Raw genomic sequence first — 21,313 nt, 5'->3', positions numbered from 1 at the left:
TTACTTGACCATATTACGAAACCCGCATCCCTGCAACGAGATGCGAACTGTAATCCGCCAAGCCCTCCAACCCCCAGAAGTTTTTCCGGGTGCCAGTAAAAGGGCTGCATCTTTCGATATTATTGTAGAATGAGAGTAGCTAATCTAATTTCTTTTTCAATACTAGATATCCGAGATCATTCGACCAGGTGAACTCATTCACTGGCCTAATCTCAGCTTTATATTTCTCATTCGCAGTTATAGATGTTGTAAAAGAACTATTCTCTTCCCTATAAACTACGATGAAAAAGGAAATTTCCGTTTTCATCGCGGCCTTCGGTTTTGCCAAAGCTATATGCTATGGCCGAGAAGACCAAAATACGAAATCCACCTAACCGGTCAAATCGTTTTTATAGGATTTTTCGCTCGAATGCGTTGATTTTTACATCATCCTTTCTCTTTATGAGACATAATTTTGAGGCTATAAATCGAGGTTTATCTGTTTAAAAAAAGAATTTGAGACATAGGTTTAAATTATAATAATAATCTACTATACTCTGAAAGCGCATAATAACCGCCTCATGCATGCACGGCCTGAGATCCAACGAATTTCAATTTTACGAGAATTTTCGAGACCAGGGCGGCGAATGCTTAATAAATAAGACACCTTTTCTGGCTTGCGGGATTTCATTCTATAAAATCGATTACGTCTCCACATTCTCATTCGAATCCGAAAGTTTCACTTCTCGAAAAATTCTTGTGGATGAACCCAAAGCAAGCATTCTGACCAAAACCCATCCAATGAAACTCAGCCGCTCTCTTAACCTTTACGATTCTATATCATTGATGTTTAGCTCGATGGTCGGACCTGGCGTATTTATAACGACGGGTTATATTCTCAGCCAAACCCCGAACCCGAACCTTGTTCTACTCTGTTGGATTTTGGGAGGCCTACTCGCAGTAACCGGTGCGATGAGCTATGCAAAATCCGCCAGTATTTTCCCTTATGCAGGAGGAGATTACGTTTATCTAAAGGAAGCCTACTCGCCAATCGTAGCGTTCTCGAGCGGCTGGCTGTCTCTTTCCGTTAATTTTTCGGCGTCCATTTCTTTATCCGCAATCGCATTTTCCAAAACTTTCTTCTCTTTGATGGATCCTAGCTGGGACGTATATTTCTTCGAAGCCAAGTTTCTCGGGATCGCCTTTTCTATCGGGAACGCTCAATTACTAGGAATGTCCGCGATACTCTTCTTTACGATCGTCAATTTCTTCGGAATCGGTATGGCATCCCGCATTCAGAATTTTTTCACTACCTTTAAAATCTTAGGCTTAGTCGCTTTCGTCGTATTAGGGCTAACGGTCGGGAATTATAAGTTAGAATACTTTCAGGCCTTCCCCCTCCTTCCTACCGGACTAAACGATTGGAGCTATTTATTAGCGGGAGTAATTCCTGTAACATTTTCCTATCTAGGATGGAATATGATCACTTATGTGGCCGAGGAGGTAAAGGATCCGGACAAGAATATTTATAAATCCGTCCTAGTTTCCTGCACCCTAGTTACACTTCTTTACGTTTTGATCAACTTTCTCTACCTAAGCTCGGCGCCTAGCAGCCTCTTGGCGGGCGACGAAAAAATCGGAGTTACTGCCGCCGGATTTTTATTCGGGAAGGAAGTTACTTTAATAGTCACTGCTTTCATTTGTTGGGTCTTTATGGGTGGAATCTCAGCATACATCATCGGCGGATCTAGAATTTATTTTGCGATGGCTCGAGACGGTTATTTCTTTCCTAGCATGGCTAAATTGCATTCCAAATACAAAAGTCCGTATATGTCGCTAGCCTTCCAATGCGGATACGCTTGCTTATTTTCCTTAGTCAAGGAAATCGAATCTTTGCTCTATTTGATCACTTGCTCTACTCTTTTATTGGCAACGATCACTGCATATACGCCTATCTTATTCGAAAAAAGAAATTTCAAGACTAAATTCAAAATTCCCGGCTATCCATATTCCACCTATCTGTATATCGTCTCGAATATCGCGATCATCATTACGCTTATCTGGAGCAAACCGGCGGAAGCTCTTTGGGGTTTTGGATTTACTCTTTTATCCGTTCCGATGTACTTTTATTTTAAATCGACCAAGCATTCCGTTTCGCAACCTATGCCTGCATTCGATCCCGACCTACATTCGTCTCCGGAAATGGTTGCGAGTCTATTGCCCGAAAACGAGCCCGTCCCCATCGGAAGTGGCGATACGGTATAGAATCGCTTGCTTCGCATTAGTCCCAAACTCAAACTTAGGACTCATGCAGCCTTAGGTATCTCATCCGTTTTACTACTCGCAACGAAGGTCTTCCTGCCTTTATTCGAAAATATTGAAATTTCAATTCTAGTCCCATTGACATTAGGGAGAATCGGCGCTATCGCTGGAGTTGCAGCCTTTCTTTCAGGTGGAGGTTTGGGAAAATTCCTGACCGAAAAAAGATCGAAAGTCGCCGAGATACACATGATCTTGATGTTATCCGGCCTCTTACTACAAGTACCGTCCTTATCGGATCCTGCTCCCGATCTTTTTAAAAATGTTACGGCCGGAGTCGGGTTGTTAATCTTGGGTGTCGGATGGATATACGGTCGCAGGATTTTTCGAAGAACCCTTTTTAAATTTCCTTGGGAAACAAAATAAAAGTTCGGGCTTTAGATAAGCCTTCCCCTACGAAACCTGCTTTAATAAAACTTTTTGAAAATTCGCAACATATTGGCGGATCTCGTTCTTTTCCCACCGATTCGAGTCGAAGTTTACGTTAATCACTAACCTTCCCCTAAAAGTAGCGGCCGTCGTAAATAAAGTCTGAGTCAAGGAAGGATGTACAGTAAAGGAAATCTCGCGTATACGTAGATTCGGTATTTCGGCGTCAGGCAAAACGCCAACATTACTTAATACGCTTGTTTGCGGAGTTTTCGTCATCAAAGATGAAAATACGCGTAATCCGTCTTCTCTTTGTAAAAATTGTTCCGGAGGAGGAAGTAATTCGTAGAAGGCTCTCCCCTCCCTTCGATTCAATCGATTTCTTAAATCATCCTTGATTTGCTTGGCAAGAGACCAAAACGGCGTTCCGAATTTTAATTGCGTCGTTAAAAGCGTAATATATAAGCCTAATGAGGAATCCTCGATGGATTGACTCAGATAAGGACGCAAATCGGCTGGCGTAGAAAGATTCAATACTCCTCCGGTTCCGACTCCGAACAAATTGTAGAAGGAGGAAATTTGAGCCGCACCGAGAACTCCGTGTAGAGATACTCCCTTCTCCCGCGCTTTTCGAAGTAATTCCAGCAACTCGTCGGATTCGATCTGGAAACTAATAATTTCCGGATTCAACTCGTTGTCTTTTCTGGAGAAGCGAGGTAAAGAAAGCGGTTTCTCCTTTAATTTTTCCTCGTTTGCACGACCTTCCGCGGAATATAAATCCATCAAAGAAGGAAGTATTTGGGGGGAAGAAGAAAGTTCCTCCCTGCCAAGCGAAAGTGCATGGAATACATCCAAAAGAAAATGCATACCGGAACGTCCGTCAGCAATACTATGATGGAAGACGATCGCGAAAGCCCATTCGCTCCCATCCTTGGATCGATAAAATACGGCCCGAATCAAAGGAGCTTCTCCTAACAAAAACGGTCGAATCGAATCTTTCGCTAATTTCGTCTTCCAATCCTGAGAAAGTTCTTCTATAACAAGCGGAATTTTTGCGTTAGGATCCGTGATAAAGCATAAGTGGGGATCCGCTCCGTACTTCCTTTCGATTGCAACGCGGGCCAAACCGTGTCTGGATTGAACGGTATCCAACCCCAGGCGGAGATCCTCCGCCTTTAAGTCGCCATTGCCGCTCGCCATGACCGCGAAGTTCATGGAAGAAACATGATCATATAGCCAGAAGTTGGCCTCGGCGTGGTCCAAGGACCTCATAAATTCGGTTTTATTTTTTTTCGATTCAGGTACGCCATGCATGAGAGCATCTTACATGAACCTGAGAATTTATGCCAGCCCAAGTTCACCCGAGCTAGATTTTTCGTATCGATTCCCTCTAAGCATACTTTCAAAATCGTTGAATCGAATTCCATATTTCTTTAAAATCGGCCTGACGGACGGCGCCACCGCCTGTCTCAAATAAAACGGCTGGCTTACGACGAAGTGATGAATTCCGTGAGTCGCGCCGAAATTAAAACAAAATAAATGGAGAGGGAGAACGAGCCAAGAATCGAGTACCTGAGTTTGCTGATACAATCCTTTAACATCTCCATAATAGTGCATATTCGAAGAAACGATTTGGATAGCAGTTTGCCTTAACCAACAAGGAATCAGATAAACGACAGCAGCGGTGTTTAGAATCGTATGAGCAGTTGCAACCCAACCGTTTTCCTGAATAGGCGAACCGACAGACCAATTCAATATGGCAAACAATCCCCAGATAAGAAACGAATACCATAGCAGTAGAAAGATGGATCGAAACGGTCCTTTAATCGGGGATGATTTTATTTTTTTTAGGTAGTGAATCGCATCTTTTCGAATTTTCGGACCTTGAAGAACGACCGCCATAATCGGATCGACCATAACCAGAAAGCGTTTCCATCCAAGAGGCATTCCGTTACTTATGAATCTCTCTTCGATATCTTCGGGATTTCCGGACAGTTTATGATGCAATAGATGGATTTCTTTTCTGAACCACGGGTTTACCGTGTTTGCGCGAAAAAGCCAAACCATCCAAAATAGAAAATTTTGCATTCTAGGGCTTTCTTTAAAATAAATGCTATGTATGAGATCATGTTCCATCTCGTGTAAAAAAGAGGCGAGAACTCCGTTTCCGATGATGCAGGCCCAAAAAGGAATTAAACCGGCAATATAAAGTCCCGCTAGGAAAATCATTCCTCCCGCCGAACCGATCGTTATACCGAAGCCGATCGCATTTTGATATTTTAAAAAAGAAAATCGTTTTCTAAATTTTGAATCGGAGTAACGAATCCATTTGATAATTCGTTTCGCTTTCTCCTTATCCGTCAAAGCGTCGATCGTGCGTTTTTTTTCCATCACCGTTGAACCCATGCCAAACTCCCGAATTTCATCTGGGTTAAGTATCGCATGGGTTTTAGGGTTTGTCGTTCCATTCTATAAACCGACACCAAGGCGCCCGTTGCAAATGATAGTCTGAAACTGATTAGGTCGAATTCTTCTCGCGAAACTCCGAAGGAGGTAATCCCACTTGCTTGATAAAAGCTCTATGAAAAGAAGTTTTGCTGCGAAAACCCACTTCATAACCGATATCCAAGATGGATCGGTCCGCTTCTTCTTTTAACAATTCGCAGGCTTCCCGAATTCTATACTCGTTCACAAAGGCTGAAAAGTTCTTACCCATTTCCTGGTTGATCAATTCAGATAATTGGTGAGGAGAGAGCGCCAGTTCTTCCGCAAGAGTCGCCAAACTCAAATCTTCGTCCCGATAGAGTTTTTCCGTTTCCATCGCAAGCCGTAAATTTTCCCTTAGAGTCTCCATATTCATTCCTAGTAAAAGGGACCGGGAATATTTACTGTTGGTTTCTCTCGCGACTTTTTGCAAATTCTGAAAGTAGGCAGGATATTTTCGGCCGATCAAATAGGAAACGCAGAGACTTAATGTCATCATATCGGCGCTGATAAGTAGAAATATGGAATTCTTACCCGCCAGATATAAGGCCCCAACCGAATGATTCGCGATCGTAGCTAAAACGATATATAGGAGAACCCTCGCCGTCCATTCCTCGCGTAGGACCGCGATCTTAAACAACATTCGCGTGCCCTTAAGAAGTCCTAAAATATAACCCGCGAGTACGAGTAACGGTACGTAAAATATTAGGTCGAATAGGCCGCGAGTCGAAACGAATTTTTGAAAACCGTTTTGCAATTCCGATAGATTCAAAAAGAAAACGATTCCATACGCTGCCCAAATAAGTCCCGGCAGAACAAAATGTTTTCGACTTAATCCGAGAGCAGAATCTTCAAATTCGGAATCTTGAATAATCTTATGAATTCCATATAGAATCGGTCCTAGAGATCCCAGGACGGGAATATGTAATAAGACGACTCTTGGAATTTCGTTAAAGTATCCCATCACCATGCAAAGGCCGGTACCTTCCAATATTCCTAAGGAAAGAAACAGTAAGGCCAGTAATCTATTTAAAGCCGTCTTCCTTTCTATAACCGATTGACCGATACAAAGTAGAAGTCCTAGATACGTGCCAAATATGGCGAATGTAACTAGAACCCAAAACGACCAATGGTTGCCTAGAGGATATTCGCTCATAAAAAAATAGTTCGGCATGCAAAGGCTTTATCTATCGGCGGTAGGAACTGTCAACCATCCTACTGATCGCAAATCTAACTCCGTTTTTACTAAATTCATAGTCTGCGGTAAATATCTGCAAAAAACTCGATGGGCACCGATAAGGATTTTATTTCCTTATACTGCAATTTCTTTCAGCTTGCCGAGGCATCTTCCTTCGAATCATTCATAACAGCCTTACCGAACAATATTCGGAAATAGAGAATTCTTCTTGTAGGAAACGACGAGATCTAAAGGGTAGTTTCGATCTGAGAGGACCTGCATGGATTTCACGTTAACAAATGATGAACAAGAGTTCATTGAATCTTTTCGGACATTTTGCAAAAAGGAGATAGCTCCCTTTGCAGAGGAATTGGATAGGAAAAAGGAACTGCCTAGGACTCATTATACCAAACTAGCGGAAGCCGGCTATCTAGGCTTAATGCACGAGGAAGAATACGGAGGCCAAGGCGCCGGATTGTTCCTTAGCACGCTCGCAATGGAAGTGGTCTCGGAATATTGCGGTAGCACATTTTTCAGTGTCGGCGCTTCAGGAGGATTATTCGGCCTGCCTCTCAAACATTTTGGAACTAAAGAACAGAAAAAAAAATATCTACCTGAAATTATTTCCGCAAAGAAGATCGGATCCCTCGGTGTCACCGAACCCGATTCCGGATCGGACGTCGCATCGATCACTACGGTTGCAAAACGGTCGGGAAATGATCGATATTTACTTACGGGACAAAAAACATATATTACTAATGCACCGAATGCGGATTATTGTTTGGTTCTTGCAAGAGCCTTGGATTCGTCGGGAAAAGAAAAAGGGCTTACTCATTTTATCGTAGACCTGCATAGTAAGGGAGTCAGTCGCTCTCTTGCTATGGATAAAATGGGATTAAGAGCCTCGCCTACTGGTGCTCTTTTCTTCGAAGATGTGGAAGTTCCCGAAGAGAATATTTTAGGAAAATTAGGGAAGGGTTTCAGGCAAACGATGCAGACATTCAATACCGAACGTCTATCATTGGCGGCGTACTCGCTGGGAGTAATGCGAGCCTGTATGTCGGATTCTAAATCGTTCGCATCCTCCCGTAAAAGTTTCGGAAAGTCGATTTCGCAACATCAAGCTGTGGCATTTCTTTTGGCGGAAATCTACACTAAACTCGAAGCGTCAAAATGGCTGACGTATAACGTGGCTTGGGAAAGCGAAGCTTCGGAACGATTAGGAAAAGGCAATATGTCCTTATCCGGAAAGTGCGCCGCCTGCAAATTATTCGCTACTACTTCGGCGCGAGAAGTTACGAACCTCGCCGTCCAAGTTCATGGAGGCGCGGGCTTCATGGACGAATACCGAGTTTCGAGATTGTATAGGGATGTTCGCTTAGGTGAAATAGGCGGGGGAACGAGCGAGATTCAAAAATTAATAATCTCCGGAAGTTTAATGAAACAAGATGTTTCATAATCGAAGAAAAGACCGATTCACTTTCCTATTTTCTCCTCCAAATATTCGTTAATTTCCGGATCGTTGTCCTCTATCAGCTGCCAAAAAGAAAAGCCTCGTATTTTAAATTTTTCTAAAATATTCATCTTTGCTTCGAAAGCGGTCCTATTCATATAAAAAGCGACACGATCGCAGCCGCCTAAACGATACCATAGGGACGGATCGGTGTAAATATGCCCTTCATGCCTATAAAGGTAGGGGCGAAGAAATATCCAATCGGACGCTTTCGGTTGAGTTTGATAGACCTTCAAAACGTCGGTAGGCTGTTCTATCCTAGGATTCCAATGATCTCGAATGAATTTCGCACGGGAGTAATATACCGATTTGGAGGGAATATCGCAGTTTAACGACCAATCATATCCGTAAGTAGGAATTGCCATATATAATTTGTCCGCCGGAATTCGAGTCACTGCATATTCGAGGATGCGTTCTATCCACCAATCCGGGGCTTGAGGTCCAGGACCGGGAAATCCATTCTTTCTCGGATGCAACTCATACGCCATGATCTTTACTTTATCCGCGATCTTTCCTAAAAATTCATAGTCGTGGGAAAGCTGCCCTCGATACGCCTCAAAAAAATCGACCTGTATAGGAGCATGTAAACCTTTGCAAGGAAAAACGGATTTCTTTTCGGAAACTGTTTTCGGATGTATCGATACAGAAAGTAGTTTATTTCGTTTCCCTAATTCTCCCTTCAACGCGATCAAAAACTCTTCGAAGGATTCCTTTTTTTCGCAAGTCATTCCTTCATAATCGATATCGATTCCGTCGTAACCGTACGTTTCGATTTCATTGATTATATTTTTAATATGAAAATCCCGCACTTTGAGATTTCCGTTCAACCCGATCGCATCGGAGACTTTTTCAAAATCATTCTCCCAGCGAAAAATCGTGGGAATAATCAACGTTTTCGGAGAAACGAGACGAAACCACATGATTCTCTCAGCGATTTCATGCGGCTTCCAGACTGAGCGAAGTTTTCCCGTATTACTCCTCCCTCCCTCCAAACTGTAAAGGAAAGGGTGCAATTCGTCGTATAAATGAACGTATTTGAGCATTGCCCAAAAATCTTGGGACCAAGTAGAAGCGTAAACCCGTCTAGCTTCGATGGCCAGAGTTTCATCCGCTTGCTTTTTACTTTTCCAGAAGAGGATTCCTATAGCTGATAATAAAAGGAGTACTACGACCGAAGACGCGACGAGAATAGATCGAATGTTTTTATCTAAGGATTTCAAACGAAATACCAGTTTTCTCGGAAATATTCATAGAGACAATAAGAATCGGCCTAAGCTTTTCAATTGGCCAACTCTGGCCTAAAATTTTCATTTTTCATGTCCGTCAAGCGACCAGCAGGGATAGAATCTATATTACCCAGGATAAAAGGCAGGACGTTCAAACGAGTCAAATCGATCCGCGATTTCGGAACAGTACTTATATAGATCTGAATTGAAAATTAGACCGGTTATTTCCGTGAGCAAGCTAGAAGAAATCGCGTACTGAAACGCTTGAATACAGTAATATTGCGAAACCTTCGAGCATTCCAAAATCGATTGGAAAATTTGAATTGGTGAATTTTAAAAATGAAATTGAATATTAAAAATATATGGCAGATTGCATTATTACTGCTTCTACTTTTCTTTATAAATTGCCCGGGAAGCGGGGGTGGAAGTCTAAATCCACTAATATTCTTATTGGCAGGCAGCTCGAACACCGCTTCGACCGGCCATATTGGAACAGGTCCTTCCCGGAATGTCCTGGTTACTTGGCAAGCAAATCGGGAAAAATCCGTAAATTCAACCGGGGGCGGCTACCAAGTCTGCTACGGAATTACTCCTGCCTACCAAGCTTCCGGCTCCGTTTGCGCTAGCGTTCCTTATGTCAGCGGGGCTACGGCTCCGACCGGCACGACTCTTTCTATTCCGGGAGGAAGCGCGGTTTTCATCTATGTATTCGGGTTCTCGACTCTAAACACGTCGGGCGCTCCTGCAGCCACTCCCAAGTTAACTTTAGTGAATTAATTTTTCCGAATATATAAGGCAATATCCATGAAAATTGAAAGCAGATTCATTCTAAGAATTTTAATACTTCTCATTCTAGGAATCATATTTTCCGGCCAAAAACCGATCCGGAACCCGTTCGGGATCCTCGTCAAAAAACCTGAATACGTTCCTGGTGAAATCATCGTTAAGTTCAAAACGGGTGCCTCCGTAAGCTCCTTAGTCTTTCAGAAAGGCGGAAAACTTTTATCGAATCTAGGTCATTCTCAAATCACGCATATCAAACTCCAATCGGGAGAATCCGTTGAGACTGCAGTACAAACTTATTCGAATGACCCGAATGTGGAGTTTGCTGAACCGAATTATATTTATCGTGCACAATCTCCGAATGACTCCTCGTATGGAAGCCTTTGGGGATTAAAAAATACAGGCCAGACAGTCACTGCAGGGAGCACCGTAAATCCCGATTTTTATACCGATACGAACGGAAATCCGACTGCTAATCCGGGGACTTCGGGCAAGGATATTAGCGCAGAATCCGCATGGACCTTGCAAACCGATTGTAGCTCAGTCGTAGTTGCGGTTGTAGATTCCGGAATTAATTATAATCACCAAGATTTAACCAATGAAATGTGGAGTCCGAGCGGAAGTTGCCTGGATGAAAATGGCGGGACCATCATCGGTTCTTGCCCAAATCACGGTTGGAACTATACGGGCACTCGAGTCGCAAATGATCCGATGGATTATACCGGGCACGGAACTCATGTTGCAGGAACTATAGGTGCACAGGGAAATAACGGAATTGGCACAACCGGCATTTGCCAGACAAGTAAACTTATGGCTGTACGCGTTCTGGATGAAACGGGCTCCGGTGCCACAGCCAATATCATCAAAGGAATTAATTTTGCCGTTAATAACGGCGCAAAAGTGATCAACATGAGTCTCGGCGGTCCTTACAGCTCCAGCTATTATTTAGCAATTCAGAATGCGCTAAACCATGATGTAGTCGTTGCAGTAGCTGCCGGAAATTCCGGATTGGATCATGCAAACGGATCCAATGCAAGTTACCCATGCGATTTTAATTTATCGAATCTAGTTTGCGTAGCGGCCCTAGATCAAAATTTTAGTCTATCGAATTTTTCCGATTTTAATACGGCCGCTTCCGGATCTACCGTCGCACTCGGCGCTCCCGGAACCAATATCATGAGTACTTGGTCGGGAAATATGAGTGTCTTTTCCCAATCAACTCCGGGCCAAGACTTCTCCGCGTGGACGATCACCGGGACCGATTGGAGGGTGAAGAACTGTACAATTGGAGGGAAAACATTTACGAATTTACTAATGTTTACTTCCTCAGTCAACACGGTAGATGCATGTGATTTTTGGTCGGCAGCTGCATACTATCGACAAGCTTCTTCCGGAAATAATATTTACAGGACATTCACTCTTCCGTTCACGGTAGTAGCGGCCACCCTAGCTATCGATTATTATGAAGCACTATTGAATACTGATCATTTCAATATCTATGCGGGAACAAACAGCGGTTCGTTTCCGGCCTCCCTTGTTATATCAAAGGTCGGTATCGGTAGTTTGGACTATAAAAATCCTACCTATAATCTCTCTTCCATTTGTAATTCGACGACTTGTACGATCGGCCTAAATTTTACTTCGACAGGTAACGGCGTAATTGGTGTTGGAGCTGGAATTGGAGTCGATAATTATACTCTGACGACCTTAGGAAATGATACGACCCATTACAATATCATCAACGGAACTTCGATGGCATCTCCGCATGTGGCTGGGGTTGCCGCCCTAGTAAGAGCTTATAATCCAAACTATACTTATTCGGATACGGTGAACGCGATTTTATACGGCGGGACTTCGAACGGTTCTTTACAAGGAAAGACGAAAACGGGAAATGCAGTCAATGCATACGGAGCCTTGAAATATATCAATGCGCCGACAGGTATTACCGTTACTGTTCAATAATCCAACTTGAAAAATGAAGAAGCCGCCACCTTTCCAACATCGCGCAGCTTCTGTCATCTGTCTTCTGCTAGCGGCAACGATGTGTGGGGTGCGAAGCAGTCGTAGCGCTTACGGATAACGGTTTATAATAAGGGAAAAGAGTCGCTGGGACCGGAGCGAATGCGAAGCCCGAAGCACCCTGACCGCCAACGAAGTGAAGGGGGCCTCCGCGCGGGGATCAATCACTATAACGAAATGCCCTGCTTCTTCAAAATATCCAATGCGGTTTGCCGCAAAATCGGATGTACGGTAAAATCTTCCGGATCTGGCGTTTTTGATGCGGATTGGGAAGGCTTAAATTTATCCGGACCGATCCATTCAGACAACGCCCAAAGCATTCGTTGAAAAATCTCGTCGATTCTCTTTTGGTATCCGGCTTTTTTATAATAACCATAGGCGAGGATCGGTAACTTTCTCTCAAACATGAAGTAGTCGCCGAGACGGATCAGTCCGTCCTTGTATTCGGTCTTCAAAAAGCATTCTCGGGCCTTGCGAATATCGCCTTCGTTAAAGGCCTGATTGCCCATCCGAATGAGTTCCATCCTTTCCTTTGAATCCATACTCCTAATATCGTCCAAAAAAAAAGATTCGCAATCGATTTTTCCTCGGCATTCCTAGCTGGAAAGTAACCCTGGAAAGTAACGATTAAAGTCTATAAGGGGAATTTTGGCAAATTAGCCTCCCTGAGGAAGAATCCGCCCAATGAGTGAATTGAAAGCCGGCGCCAAAGCGCCCAGTTTTACGGGAACAAACCAGTCCGGTGAAAAAGTAGAGCTAAAGAATCTACTAGGGAAAAAAGGAACGATCCTTTATTTCTATCCCAAAGACCAAACTCCCGGCTGCACGACCGAAGCCTGCGATTTTCGGGACAATTTTGCCCGACTCAAAAAAGAAGGATTCAATGTCGTCGGAGTTTCCAAAGATTCGATTAAATCCCATCAGAAATTTATTGAAAAGCAGGAACTGAACTTTACTTTGATCTCGGACGAGGATGGAAGCATCTGCGAAAAATACGGGGTCTGGCAATTGAAGAAATTTATGGGCAGAGAGTTTATGGGTATCATAAGAACCACTTTGCTGATCGGGCCCGATCTTAAAATATTGAAAATTTACCCGAAGGTAAGCGTAAAAGGCCACGTGGATGAGATACTCGCCGATATCAAGGCTCTGGAGAAGAAATGAAATTAGAAAAATCCAAAATTCATTTTTCAATTGGAAAGAATGCATCGAAAAACATCTATAAAATCGTTCCAGTAGCGAAAGATCATCTACCGAAAGAACTCGAAGCGAAATTTTCCGAGCAAATCAAATCTTCCATCTTTACCGGAGAAACCGGTCAGTCTCTGATCGATGAATCCGATCGAATCATTTATCTCGGTCTAGGAGAGTCTGGAAAAACAAGCGTTCGAAGCGTAGCTCAATTGTTTTTTTCCTTCGGAGAGAAGCTTAGAAAATGGGACGGCGTCGGATTGGAAATTAAACTTCCTAGATTTCTTACAAAAAATTTGTCTCCCGCTTCATTGGTTTATCAAATCGCCAATTCGATCGATTTGGGAGCATTCCCATTAAACGTATTAACGAAAGACTTCAAAGAAAAAAAACTAAAATTCGGTTCGGTTACTTTTTTGCCGGAGGACCCGAATGTCGAGAAGGCCGCTTCCCAAGGTTTAGAGAAATCGAAAGCGGTTAGTAAGTACGTTAACGGAAGTCGCTTTATCGCCCACCTGCCTGCAAATCATTTTACCCCCGAAGAATTCGTAGCTCGATCTAAGGAAATTGCGAAAGAGAACGGATTAAAGATTACGATATTCGACGAGCCCCAACTAAAGAAGGAAAAGATGGGGGGAATTCTCGCGGTTTCACAAGGCTCGGATAAGAAACCGAAAATGATTATTCTGGAATATCATCCGGTAAAACCTAAAACTCGGAAAAAATTAGCTTTGATCGGAAAGGGCCTAACGTTCGATTCCGGAGGAATAAGCATCAAACCGGCTCAAGACATGCACGAAATGAAATACGACATGTGCGGTGCGGCTGCGGTGATTCATGCTATCGGAGCGATTGCGGAATTAGGGATCGGTGTGCCTGTAATCGCGGCGATCGGAGTCGCAGAGAACATGCCGGACGCAGCCGCTTTAAAACCTGGCGATGTTTACACTGCACATAATGGTCTAACGGTGGAGGTTCAGAATACCGATGCAGAAGGACGTTTGGTGTTAGGAGATGTACTCTCCTATATCGGGAAAAAATTCAAACCGGACTATATGGTAGATTTAGCGACTTTGACAGGAGCGATTATCATTTCTCTCGGACACGAAGCCGCTGGAGTTATGAGCAATTCTGAAAAACTTGCGGAACTCTTAAATGAAGCATCCGCATCCTCGGACGAGCGAACCTGGAATCTTCCTCTTTGGGACGAATACGGAGAAGATTTAAAAAGTGATATAGCAGACTTGCGGAATGTTGCGGGACGTCCCGGAGGAAGTCTTTCAGCAGGAAAATACTTGGAACGATTTGTCGATTCGGGTATTGAGTGGGCCCATATTGACATTGCAGGAACTGCCTGGAGAAAAAAATCATCCGGAACCCAAATCGGAAACGGACCAAGCGGTTACGGAGTTCGCCTTTTAGTCGATCTCGCAGAAAAATTAGAAAAAAGCAAATAATACCCCACACGCCGTGAGCGATGATAAATTTCAATCACGGCTGGTTTATTGTTTCTTGGTCGAAACTTGACGACACTATCACATTTTCTGCAACTCTTTTGCGTAGCTGGTCGGCGCGAGGCTCGCTCCCTAAGGCAGAGTGATTCGATAAACTGCATCGAAGGCTAATTGAAGCTAATGCACAGCGTCAGACTGATTGCAGAAAGAAAATTATAATTTATCCCAATCCGGAACGGACCCTTTACTCTTTATAGCGGAGAGAACTTCCCGAAAATCGGAAAATATTTGCTTCTTACTCTTTCCCTTGTAATACTTCTCGAAATATTGAGAAGTTTCAATATCTTGTATTTCCTTTGCAAAAGCATACAGAGCTAATTGATTTATTGAAACACCCTGCTCTTCTGCTACTCTTTCGATTTTATGTTTTAGCTCGGAGGGAATCCGGATCGTTAAAATACTAGCTTTAGCTTTCATTTTCTACCCTCCATATCTTCATAAATTCGGATGGTGTAATCACTTTCAAATCTTCAAATTTAAGATTATTACCGACCAGATAATCCTTAGTATTGCTTGTTATTAAGTAATCCGCATTCGACGCAATAGCCAGTTCTTCAAAGTGATTATCATCCTCATCTCGTAAGTTTGGTCGAAATGAATGATAAATCGTTTGAGCAAAACTTACGTAAGCAATAAAGCCGAGGATTTTCTTAATTTCTTTATCCTTGATACCTAAATCCTTTTTTGAACTGTCTCTTTTCAAGACTTCCTCATATTCTTTAAATACGGGAGTTGATACGCTATGCTTGATCTTTTGCTCGAAGATTAATTCTAAAATTGCCCGAGAAGCGCCTGATTCAGCCCTTAAGGCTTGGTATAAAACATTCGCATCTAAGACAATTTTCAATCTTTTAAATGAGAGCATATATACTATCAAATCGTCAATGCCCAAGTTCGACTTTCCTTACCTGACTCTTTAGGGACCGTTCGAGTATTTCCTTTTTATGTGACATAATTAGAAAACCGACTCAAGTGCGAATCAGAGGAATTCAGCTCGACCCATGGTGCACTGCAAAAAGAATGGTCAGAGATAGTGCGCTGCACAATTAAAAGGAGGTTGGGACTCTAATGAACCAGCCTAAGATTCGAAAACGACACTTCTTTATAGCGATCCTGCCCCTGCTCTACCAATCCTTGGTCGCGCCGATTGCGGGATCTCTGACTGAAAATTGGATTTTAAACAAAAGCCGGACAGAAACCCATTCGGTAAAGAAATTCATCCAGGAGCACAGACCATCCATCTCCCCTTCGGAGCTGGAAATATTAACTAAAACGATACTACTCGAAGCGGCAAAGATCGACGATCTGGCCTGCGGGACTTATTGTTCCGAAGGTGAAAAAGTAGGTCTTCTTCTTGGATTGATTCAAGTTGAATCCGAATTCTCCAGAAAAGCCAAATCCAAAAAGAATGCCCGAGGCTATATGCAGGTTCTTCCTTCTACTGGAGCCTGGATAGGTTCTCTGGAGGGCCTGAAGGTGCGTGATTTTAACCTATTCGAGACCGAAGTAAATATACATTTAGGGGTTTCCTATCTAAATCATTTATTAGAAACCCAAGACGGAGATATTCGTAAGGCGCTATTGGCGTATAATGCCGGTCCGGCCGCCGTGAAAAAATGGGGCGGAGTCCGTCAATATGCCGAAGATGTATTTTCCATACAGGAAGAATACTTAGGATTTCGGAAATAGAGAGTTTTTTACATCCATTCAATGCATTTCAAGAGCATCTCATGCATTCGTTCCTTAGAGGCCTGGAACGGATGCCCATGTCCCGGTAACACCCATTCGAATTCTATATTTGTAAGAGACTGCATTGATTTTTTCTGCTCGGGCCATGAATACCAACAAGCGTTTCTAAAGGCGATTAGACGTTCCCGCTCCGGATCGAACGCAAGATGATCCCCTGTAAAAAGAAATTGATCCGCATAGAGTAAGACGGAATGCCCTCGGGTATGACCGGGTGTGGGAATTATTAGAAGGTCCTCATCCAAACGGTAATTCTCCTTTCCTTTAAGGATTATTTCCGGCTGACCGACAGCGTCGGCGTCCTCTTCGTGAATAATTCTGTCACAATGAAATTCCTCTCTAAATTTCGCATGATCGGCTATATCGTCTCTGTGAGTGAGATAATGGTACCGAACTCCTCCCAAAGAACGTATCTTTTCCGCCAACGACGGAACGAATCGAGGAGAGTCGATCAAGACATTTCCCGAATCCCGAACGATTAAATAGGAAAAAGCGCCGAAAGAAGCTCTGGAATGATAGCCGCAATGATATACATTTTCTTGAATCAATGACGGAAAAGATTGCTTAGCTTTTTGAAGATCGGCTCGATCTTGTGTTCCGATAGATGCAGTCGGACAAGAAAGTAAAGCCCTCAACGCTTCTAAGGATTCGGTTTCGTTTGATGGTTGCTTCTGAACGTAGGACGCGCCGCCCGACTCGGAAAAAACTTCAGGGGCTAAAATTCTGCAGGTTTCACAATCTATGCAAGACGAATCCACATAGAAATTCCCGGAAACATTCTCGCTTCTTCTTTTAGAGACGGTCGCCATGTATTTTAGACTGCATTCCCTTGAGCGTTGCAGTCTGAATAGAAATTTATGGAACTTACTTAACCCAATCACTCGAATTAAAGTACTTATCCTCCAATAATTTCAACTCTCCGGTTCGAATCATTTCAGAGAGAAAAAAATCGAAATTTCGTAAATAGATAAGATCGACTTTTGGAAGCAGAGCCGAGATATGATCCTCCTGTACTGTTTCTAATAGCGGGCGATAATTAGAAGCCAAGGAAGGTTGCAACTGAAGAATTCCTTTAATATGGTACGCTTCCGCAACGAAGCAATTTGCCGTTCCCGCTTTCACCGCATTCCAAGCGCCGTCAATGCTTCCGTACGTAAAAATTCTTGAATTCGGAAAAGCATGCAAAAGATATTCATGACTTCCGGAAAATGCCCTTACGGCAAAGCTTATGCCGCTCAAATCCCCGAGGTCTTTTACGCTCCGAAAATACTGAGTCGTGATGATATTTCCTTCCGGAGCGGGAGGCAAAGCCGACTTTCGAATTAGTGCAGCCGGTGTTGAAATTAAATAAGGTTTACTGAATTTTATCTTTTTCGATCGTTCCAGTGTGGTCGTTAATCCCGAAAGAGCTAAATCAACTTCCCCTTTTTGAACCGCTTCCGCAAAGTCCTCGAATTCCGGTTTCGGAACGAAAACATATTTAACGCCTAGAAAATCCGCGTATTTTTTTCCAAGCTCCGCGTCGAACCCGGGAAACCCTTCCTTCGGATTATCGATATAAAATGGGGCAAAATTACGGTTTCCAGTTACTCTAATTTCTCCTCTCCGCTGGATATCCTGAAGTCGCGAGGAAGTGGAATCGCTTTGCGCCATTATTGAGGACCCGGAAAAGAAAAAATACAGTCCGGACAAAAAAACAAAAAATCTCAAAAAATGAATATTAGGCAGTAATGGAAAAAACATATCTCTTGCATAAAGATAATCGAATCCTCTTAGTTTCGCAACGGAAAAATTTCACCCTGAACAATTAAGGATTTCAAATATTCTCGTCAAAGTTCTTACGAATATCCGAAACGATTTCGTTTCATTTTTTTCCGGTACTTATTATACTGCTGTTTTCATTATTCCATCAATGAACTTGGAGACGATCGAGCAAGTTTGTATAAGCTACGGTATAGCTCGTTGAGAATCTTAACACTCGAAGGCAAGACGAAGAAGATGCTTACCGCAATTAATTGCGACCCTAGTTCATGCCGATGATTACCGATAAAACTGAGGTGCAGGAACTCCTACAGATTTTTGCCACCTTAAAAGTATTGCAATCCCAGAGATTTTATGAAAAGGGGTTCAGGTGGTACCGCCGCTCCGGCCCCCGCCCAGGAAGGGTGGGGACAACCTCGAAAAAGCTTTTCCAAGAGTCGCGGAAACTTCTTTCCTGAAATATCGAATGAAAGGAAAAGTGATCCCAGGGAACCCTGGGACCAAAACCAAACCAGGCTCACAAAATAGCCTACTTAAGAATTCGGCGGGGTTACCGATTTTCCCTTACTTTTTTTCTAAAGATCCGATTCCCAAATAAATTTTATTCGTTAAAAAATAAGTTTAGTCGGACTTTAAGGGTCATCGTTATCACTGATTAAGACTTAGATTTTTCCCGAAATTCGAATCTTTAGCTAAGGCCCGTTTTCCGGATAGGGTGATGGAATTCAAAATTAATTGATGCATTGCGGCCTTGGCTTCGTGAACCGCCTCTTTTTCACCCAATAATTGGAACATGAGATTCAACGCTAATTCGTATCCTTGAAATGCAAAGGCAAGCGACTTAGGAACGACGTCCGATTTTAAATGTCCCAATTTCTTCGCATCTTCAATTACTTTCGCTAACCCAAGCTGCCACTCTTTGATCATCGAACTTACTGCATCTCGAACCGCTCCGGGCCTGCAATCAAACTCTGCGGATACGGATGCAAAGAAACACCCGCCTTCCGACTGCCTTACATAATCCACCCAACTGTCAATCAATGCAAAGACACGGGGTATCCCTTCGGGCACGGATCGAATCGGATAAATTACTTTTCTGATAAACTTTTCACGGCCCGCTCGGACCGTTGCGATTTGCAAATCTTCCTTTGTACCGAAATGTCCAAGCAATCCCGCCTTACTAATTCCGGCTGCATCCGCCATTCTGCCTATCGTTAGGGCCTCTAAACCTTCGATCGTAGCTACTTTTACGGCAAGATCAAGCACCCTTTTTCGAGTCGCCTCCCCGCGCAAAATATGCTTAGCAGTTTCAACTTTTCTCATAAGTCTCCAAAAAACCGACGGAAGGAGGCTTCGGCCATCCAAAAGGAGTTATATAATGTTTTCGTAAAATTATCGATCGATCGGTAACCAATCAAGCAAAAAATCCGTAAGTTCTTACATTTAAGAACTTATGAAAGATCTAAAAATCGTATTTACTGTATTTGGTTTTTAAACCGGATTTTCGCTAAGTAAACCTTGGAAACGACCGATTCGCGCTTTGATTTTAAGAAAAATTTTCCTTCGGGTGTTGCGACTTTGTAACTTGGGAATTCGGCCAAAATGTCTATATCCACTTTGTCTTGCGTAAACTCGGAGAAAGAAGGCAGAAATTTCTCGGAAATAACGATCAATCGTTCTCCATCGTTTTTCAAAGCATCGAATAAAACATCCGGATCAAATAAGGTTCTCGCAAATCTTTTTGAGTAAAACGCATAGGATCGTTTGGAAGCCGGAACGCCGAATAATAAAAGCTTATCCTTATTGGGCTCGGCTTCTTGAATGATTTTCCCGATTTCTTTAGAAGGCTGATAGGAAATCAGAAGCGGATAAGCGTACATACTCACTAACGTAAAGAAAAAGGATGTGGAAACGACTAGGGCAGTAAGAATTCTTTCTCTATTCCCGGACAAAAACCGAAGCGCCGTTCCGGCGGCAAAGTAGAATAGCACCCATCCGATATATTCGAAGTCCACAGTCACGGACAGAATCGGCAAAAGAATTCCTGCAAGTACGAACATCGCGCAAGTTATCCAGGTTAGAATTCGTCCCGAGCGGACTAAGGCGTTATCTTCTTTGGAGATCAGATCCATTAAAAATCCCGAACCCAAGACCGCAGCCGCAGGCAAACACCAATAAATATACTGGGGTAGCTGGTATTTTGAAAAGCTGATTAAAAACAAAAAGACAAACAGCCAGAAGGCAGGAACAAAATCCGCCTCTCTCCAGAGATTACCGCGTATCGAAGAAAATAGTATGCTTCCCTTCTGACGAAGAAACGGCACGACCTTCCCCAAGATGTACGCCAAAAAAGGGAGAATGAAAACTCCGAAAGCCCAAGCGAAATTCGCATAAAAGAAACCCGGATTGAATTTTTGATCGTACATCTTGACGTAAAAACGACCGAAGGACTGCACCCACAGAAAAAAATAAGGTCCGTATGTGTTAAATTCAAGATACAGAGGAATCGACCATAGAAGCGGGGGAAGAGCCGCAATGATGACTCCGGGAAATAATTTCATTCCTAGCAAACGCTTCCAATCTCGCCGGAACAGAATATCTCCTCCGATTCCGATTCCAGGAATTACGACCGCAATCGGTCCCTTGGTGACGAAACCCAAGCCCATTGCAAGATACATCGCATAGTAGTATGCGGAATTTTTCTTAGTTCCTAAATAATAAAAGGCAAAAACCAGAATGATATATGGAGTCACATAGACGTCGATCTTCGGATCGACGACCATCGCATACAATCCCGGAGAAAGTGCGTATAAAAGAACTGCCAACCATCCCTGCTTTACACTTCCTGAATGCAATTTTGTGACGGTAAAAATTCCCCAAAGGGAAGCAAGAGTAAGCAGAATGGCAGGTAAACGGAATGCAAAATTATTTTGCCCGAACAAAACGAAAGAACTCGAAATACTCCAAAAGGTTAGAATGGGTTTATCGAGATAACGCCTTCCGTTGTCTCTGATAAAAAACCAATCTCCACTGTCCGTCATCTCTCGAGAAATCTCGGCATATTGAGAGGAATCTATATCGATAACGTCTAAAGGAAACGTAAGTAAAATAGGCAGGATCGCTAACGCCAGCAGGATCCATATTACGAATTTTCTCGAGAAAAGGGAATCGTCTTGAACGGTTGAATTCATAGTAAGTAAAGCTCCGGGAAAAAAGTATACGGGGAACGGAA

Annotated in this window: 19 protein-coding genes; 8 read left to right on the top strand and 11 right to left on the bottom strand. The window is 43.1% G+C overall.

Translation table 11 applies throughout. From position 1 onward, the window contains the following. The first annotated feature begins 780 nt into the window (after positions 1-780). The gene (locus LEP1GSC050_RS17435) at positions 781-2,244 is read left to right on the top strand and encodes an APC family permease (RefSeq protein ID WP_040911906.1); all 1,464 of its coding nucleotides are present in this window, start codon (positions 781-783) and stop codon (positions 2,242-2,244) included. A gap of 6 nt (positions 2,245-2,250) precedes the next feature. After that, positions 2,251-2,664, top strand: a complete 414-nt coding sequence (locus LEP1GSC050_RS17430) for a hypothetical protein (RefSeq protein ID WP_010569042.1) — start codon at positions 2,251-2,253, stop codon at positions 2,662-2,664. A 27-nt stretch (positions 2,665-2,691) separates the two neighbouring features. Here the strand turns inward: LEP1GSC050_RS17430 and LEP1GSC050_RS17425 are convergent, their stop codons facing one another. The 3 genes from LEP1GSC050_RS17425 to LEP1GSC050_RS17415 all read right to left on the bottom strand — a co-directional run bounded on the left by LEP1GSC050_RS17425 (position 2,692) and on the right by LEP1GSC050_RS17415 (position 6,325). Further along, on the bottom strand, positions 2,692-3,939 hold the full coding sequence (locus LEP1GSC050_RS17425) for a condensation domain-containing protein (protein ID WP_232225813.1): 1,248 nt from the start codon (positions 3,937-3,939) through the stop codon (positions 2,692-2,694). Positions 3,940-4,008: 69 nt separating this feature from the next. Then, a complete protein-coding gene (locus LEP1GSC050_RS17420) occupies positions 4,009-5,073 on the bottom strand; it encodes a fatty acid desaturase (RefSeq protein ID WP_020987811.1) in 1,065 nt (354 codons plus the stop codon). A 112-nt stretch (positions 5,074-5,185) separates the two neighbouring features. Continuing rightward, complete coding sequence (locus LEP1GSC050_RS17415; protein WP_010569038.1) at positions 5,186-6,325, bottom strand: helix-turn-helix domain-containing protein; 1,140 nt, start codon at positions 6,323-6,325, stop codon at positions 5,186-5,188. Between the two features lie 283 nt (positions 6,326-6,608). On the opposite strand from LEP1GSC050_RS17415, the gene LEP1GSC050_RS17405 reads away from it, so the two are divergent. Further along, positions 6,609-7,787: an acyl-CoA dehydrogenase family protein gene (locus LEP1GSC050_RS17405; RefSeq protein ID WP_020987808.1), complete on the top strand. Its 1,179-nt coding sequence runs from the start codon at positions 6,609-6,611 to the stop codon at positions 7,785-7,787. 17 nt (positions 7,788-7,804) lie between these two features. Here LEP1GSC050_RS17405 and LEP1GSC050_RS17400 read toward each other — a convergent pair whose 3' ends face one another. Then, a complete protein-coding gene (locus LEP1GSC050_RS17400) occupies positions 7,805-9,040 on the bottom strand; it encodes a glycosyl hydrolase family 18 protein (protein WP_040911904.1) in 1,236 nt (411 codons plus the stop codon). A 366-nt stretch (positions 9,041-9,406) separates the two neighbouring features. Here LEP1GSC050_RS17400 and LEP1GSC050_RS17395 point away from each other — a divergent pair, with 366 nt between their 5' ends. Next, positions 9,407-9,844, top strand: a complete 438-nt coding sequence (locus tag LEP1GSC050_RS17395; RefSeq protein WP_010569033.1) for a hypothetical protein — start codon at positions 9,407-9,409, stop codon at positions 9,842-9,844. Between the two features lie 27 nt (positions 9,845-9,871). Beyond that, the gene (locus LEP1GSC050_RS17390) at positions 9,872-11,812 is read left to right on the top strand and encodes a S8 family serine peptidase (protein WP_010569032.1); all 1,941 of its coding nucleotides are present in this window, start codon (positions 9,872-9,874) and stop codon (positions 11,810-11,812) included. A gap of 224 nt (positions 11,813-12,036) precedes the next feature. Here the strand turns inward: LEP1GSC050_RS17390 and LEP1GSC050_RS17385 are convergent, their stop codons facing one another. Next, the gene (locus LEP1GSC050_RS17385; RefSeq protein WP_040911887.1) at positions 12,037-12,411 is read right to left on the bottom strand and encodes a hypothetical protein; all 375 of its coding nucleotides are present in this window, start codon (positions 12,409-12,411) and stop codon (positions 12,037-12,039) included. A 142-nt stretch (positions 12,412-12,553) separates the two neighbouring features. Between LEP1GSC050_RS17385 and bcp the strand changes: the two genes are divergently transcribed. Both bcp and LEP1GSC050_RS17375 read left to right on the top strand, forming a co-directional pair. Beyond that, entirely contained in the window at positions 12,554-13,033 is a 480-nt protein-coding gene (bcp, locus tag LEP1GSC050_RS17380) for a thioredoxin-dependent thiol peroxidase (RefSeq protein ID WP_010569030.1), read from the top strand. Then, positions 13,030-14,517, top strand: coding sequence for a leucyl aminopeptidase family protein (locus LEP1GSC050_RS17375; protein ID WP_020987802.1), 1,488 nt, complete (start codon positions 13,030-13,032; stop codon positions 14,515-14,517). The genes bcp and LEP1GSC050_RS17375 overlap by 4 nt, the downstream gene beginning before the upstream one ends. Before the next feature lie 210 nt (positions 14,518-14,727). Here LEP1GSC050_RS17375 and LEP1GSC050_RS17370 read toward each other — a convergent pair whose 3' ends face one another. Both LEP1GSC050_RS17370 and LEP1GSC050_RS17365 read right to left on the bottom strand, forming a co-directional pair. Next, the gene (locus LEP1GSC050_RS17370; RefSeq protein WP_010569029.1) at positions 14,728-14,991 is read right to left on the bottom strand and encodes a toxin-antitoxin system HicB family antitoxin; all 264 of its coding nucleotides are present in this window, start codon (positions 14,989-14,991) and stop codon (positions 14,728-14,730) included. Next, a complete protein-coding gene (locus LEP1GSC050_RS17365) occupies positions 14,981-15,466 on the bottom strand; it encodes a putative toxin-antitoxin system toxin component, PIN family (RefSeq protein WP_010569028.1) in 486 nt (161 codons plus the stop codon). Before LEP1GSC050_RS17365 ends, LEP1GSC050_RS17370 begins: the two co-directional genes overlap by 11 nt. A 176-nt stretch (positions 15,467-15,642) precedes the next feature. Between LEP1GSC050_RS17365 and LEP1GSC050_RS17360 the strand changes: the two genes are divergently transcribed. Continuing rightward, the gene (locus tag LEP1GSC050_RS17360) at positions 15,643-16,263 is read left to right on the top strand and encodes a lytic transglycosylase domain-containing protein (protein WP_010569027.1); all 621 of its coding nucleotides are present in this window, start codon (positions 15,643-15,645) and stop codon (positions 16,261-16,263) included. Between the two features lie 8 nt (positions 16,264-16,271). On the opposite strand, the gene LEP1GSC050_RS17355 is transcribed toward LEP1GSC050_RS17360, so the two are convergent. From LEP1GSC050_RS17355 to LEP1GSC050_RS17340, 4 genes are all read right to left on the bottom strand, one after another. After that, complete coding sequence (locus LEP1GSC050_RS17355; RefSeq protein ID WP_010569026.1) at positions 16,272-17,129, bottom strand: MBL fold metallo-hydrolase; 858 nt, start codon at positions 17,127-17,129, stop codon at positions 16,272-16,274. 55 nt (positions 17,130-17,184) lie between these two features. Then, a complete protein-coding gene (locus LEP1GSC050_RS17350; RefSeq protein ID WP_010569025.1) occupies positions 17,185-18,063 on the bottom strand; it encodes a substrate-binding periplasmic protein in 879 nt (292 codons plus the stop codon). A 666-nt stretch (positions 18,064-18,729) separates the two neighbouring features. Then, on the bottom strand, positions 18,730-19,404 hold the full coding sequence (locus LEP1GSC050_RS17345; protein ID WP_010569023.1) for a TetR/AcrR family transcriptional regulator: 675 nt from the start codon (positions 19,402-19,404) through the stop codon (positions 18,730-18,732). 152 nt (positions 19,405-19,556) lie between these two features. Next, positions 19,557-21,272 (bottom strand): ArnT family glycosyltransferase, encoded by a 1,716-nt coding sequence (locus LEP1GSC050_RS17340; protein WP_010569022.1) that lies wholly within the window; start codon positions 21,270-21,272, stop codon positions 19,557-19,559. Positions 21,273-21,313: the final 41 nt, after the last annotated feature.

Source organism: Leptospira broomii serovar Hurstbridge str. 5399, from assembly GCF_000243715.2.
GTDB classification, from domain to species: domain Bacteria; phylum Spirochaetota; class Leptospiria; order Leptospirales; family Leptospiraceae; genus Leptospira_B; species Leptospira_B broomii.
This window is presented reverse-complemented; position numbering and strand designations above follow the sequence as displayed.

What these genes read in the sequence shown, in the direction of transcription:
- LEP1GSC050_RS17435 (WP_040911906.1), top strand. Translation starts at nt 781, where the DNA reads ATGAAACTCAGCCGCTCTCTTAACCTTTACGATTCTATATCATTGATG.
- LEP1GSC050_RS17425 (WP_232225813.1), bottom strand. Translation starts at nt 3,939, where the DNA reads ATGAGGTCCTTGGACCACGCCGAGGCCAACTTCTGGCTATATGATCAT.
- LEP1GSC050_RS17420 (WP_020987811.1), bottom strand. Translation starts at nt 5,073, where the DNA reads ATGGGTTCAACGGTGATGGAAAAAAAACGCACGATCGACGCTTTGACG.
- LEP1GSC050_RS17415 (WP_010569038.1), bottom strand. Translation starts at nt 6,325, where the DNA reads ATGCCGAACTATTTTTTTATGAGCGAATATCCTCTAGGCAACCATTGG.
- LEP1GSC050_RS17405 (WP_020987808.1), top strand. Translation starts at nt 6,609, where the DNA reads ATGGATTTCACGTTAACAAATGATGAACAAGAGTTCATTGAATCTTTT.
- LEP1GSC050_RS17395 (WP_010569033.1), top strand. Translation starts at nt 9,407, where the DNA reads ATGAAATTGAATATTAAAAATATATGGCAGATTGCATTATTACTGCTT.
- LEP1GSC050_RS17390 (WP_010569032.1), top strand. Translation starts at nt 9,872, where the DNA reads ATGAAAATTGAAAGCAGATTCATTCTAAGAATTTTAATACTTCTCATT.
- LEP1GSC050_RS17385 (WP_040911887.1), bottom strand. Translation starts at nt 12,411, where the DNA reads ATGGATTCAAAGGAAAGGATGGAACTCATTCGGATGGGCAATCAGGCC.
- bcp (WP_010569030.1), top strand. Translation starts at nt 12,554, where the DNA reads ATGAGTGAATTGAAAGCCGGCGCCAAAGCGCCCAGTTTTACGGGAACA.
- LEP1GSC050_RS17375 (WP_020987802.1), top strand. Translation starts at nt 13,030, where the DNA reads ATGAAATTAGAAAAATCCAAAATTCATTTTTCAATTGGAAAGAATGCA.
- LEP1GSC050_RS17370 (WP_010569029.1), bottom strand. Translation starts at nt 14,991, where the DNA reads ATGAAAGCTAAAGCTAGTATTTTAACGATCCGGATTCCCTCCGAGCTA.
- LEP1GSC050_RS17360 (WP_010569027.1), top strand. Translation starts at nt 15,643, where the DNA reads ATGAACCAGCCTAAGATTCGAAAACGACACTTCTTTATAGCGATCCTG.
- LEP1GSC050_RS17355 (WP_010569026.1), bottom strand. Translation starts at nt 17,129, where the DNA reads ATGGCGACCGTCTCTAAAAGAAGAAGCGAGAATGTTTCCGGGAATTTC.
- LEP1GSC050_RS17350 (WP_010569025.1), bottom strand. Translation starts at nt 18,063, where the DNA reads ATGTTTTTTCCATTACTGCCTAATATTCATTTTTTGAGATTTTTTGTT.
- LEP1GSC050_RS17345 (WP_010569023.1), bottom strand. Translation starts at nt 19,404, where the DNA reads ATGAGAAAAGTTGAAACTGCTAAGCATATTTTGCGCGGGGAGGCGACT.
- LEP1GSC050_RS17340 (WP_010569022.1), bottom strand. Translation starts at nt 21,272, where the DNA reads ATGAATTCAACCGTTCAAGACGATTCCCTTTTCTCGAGAAAATTCGTA.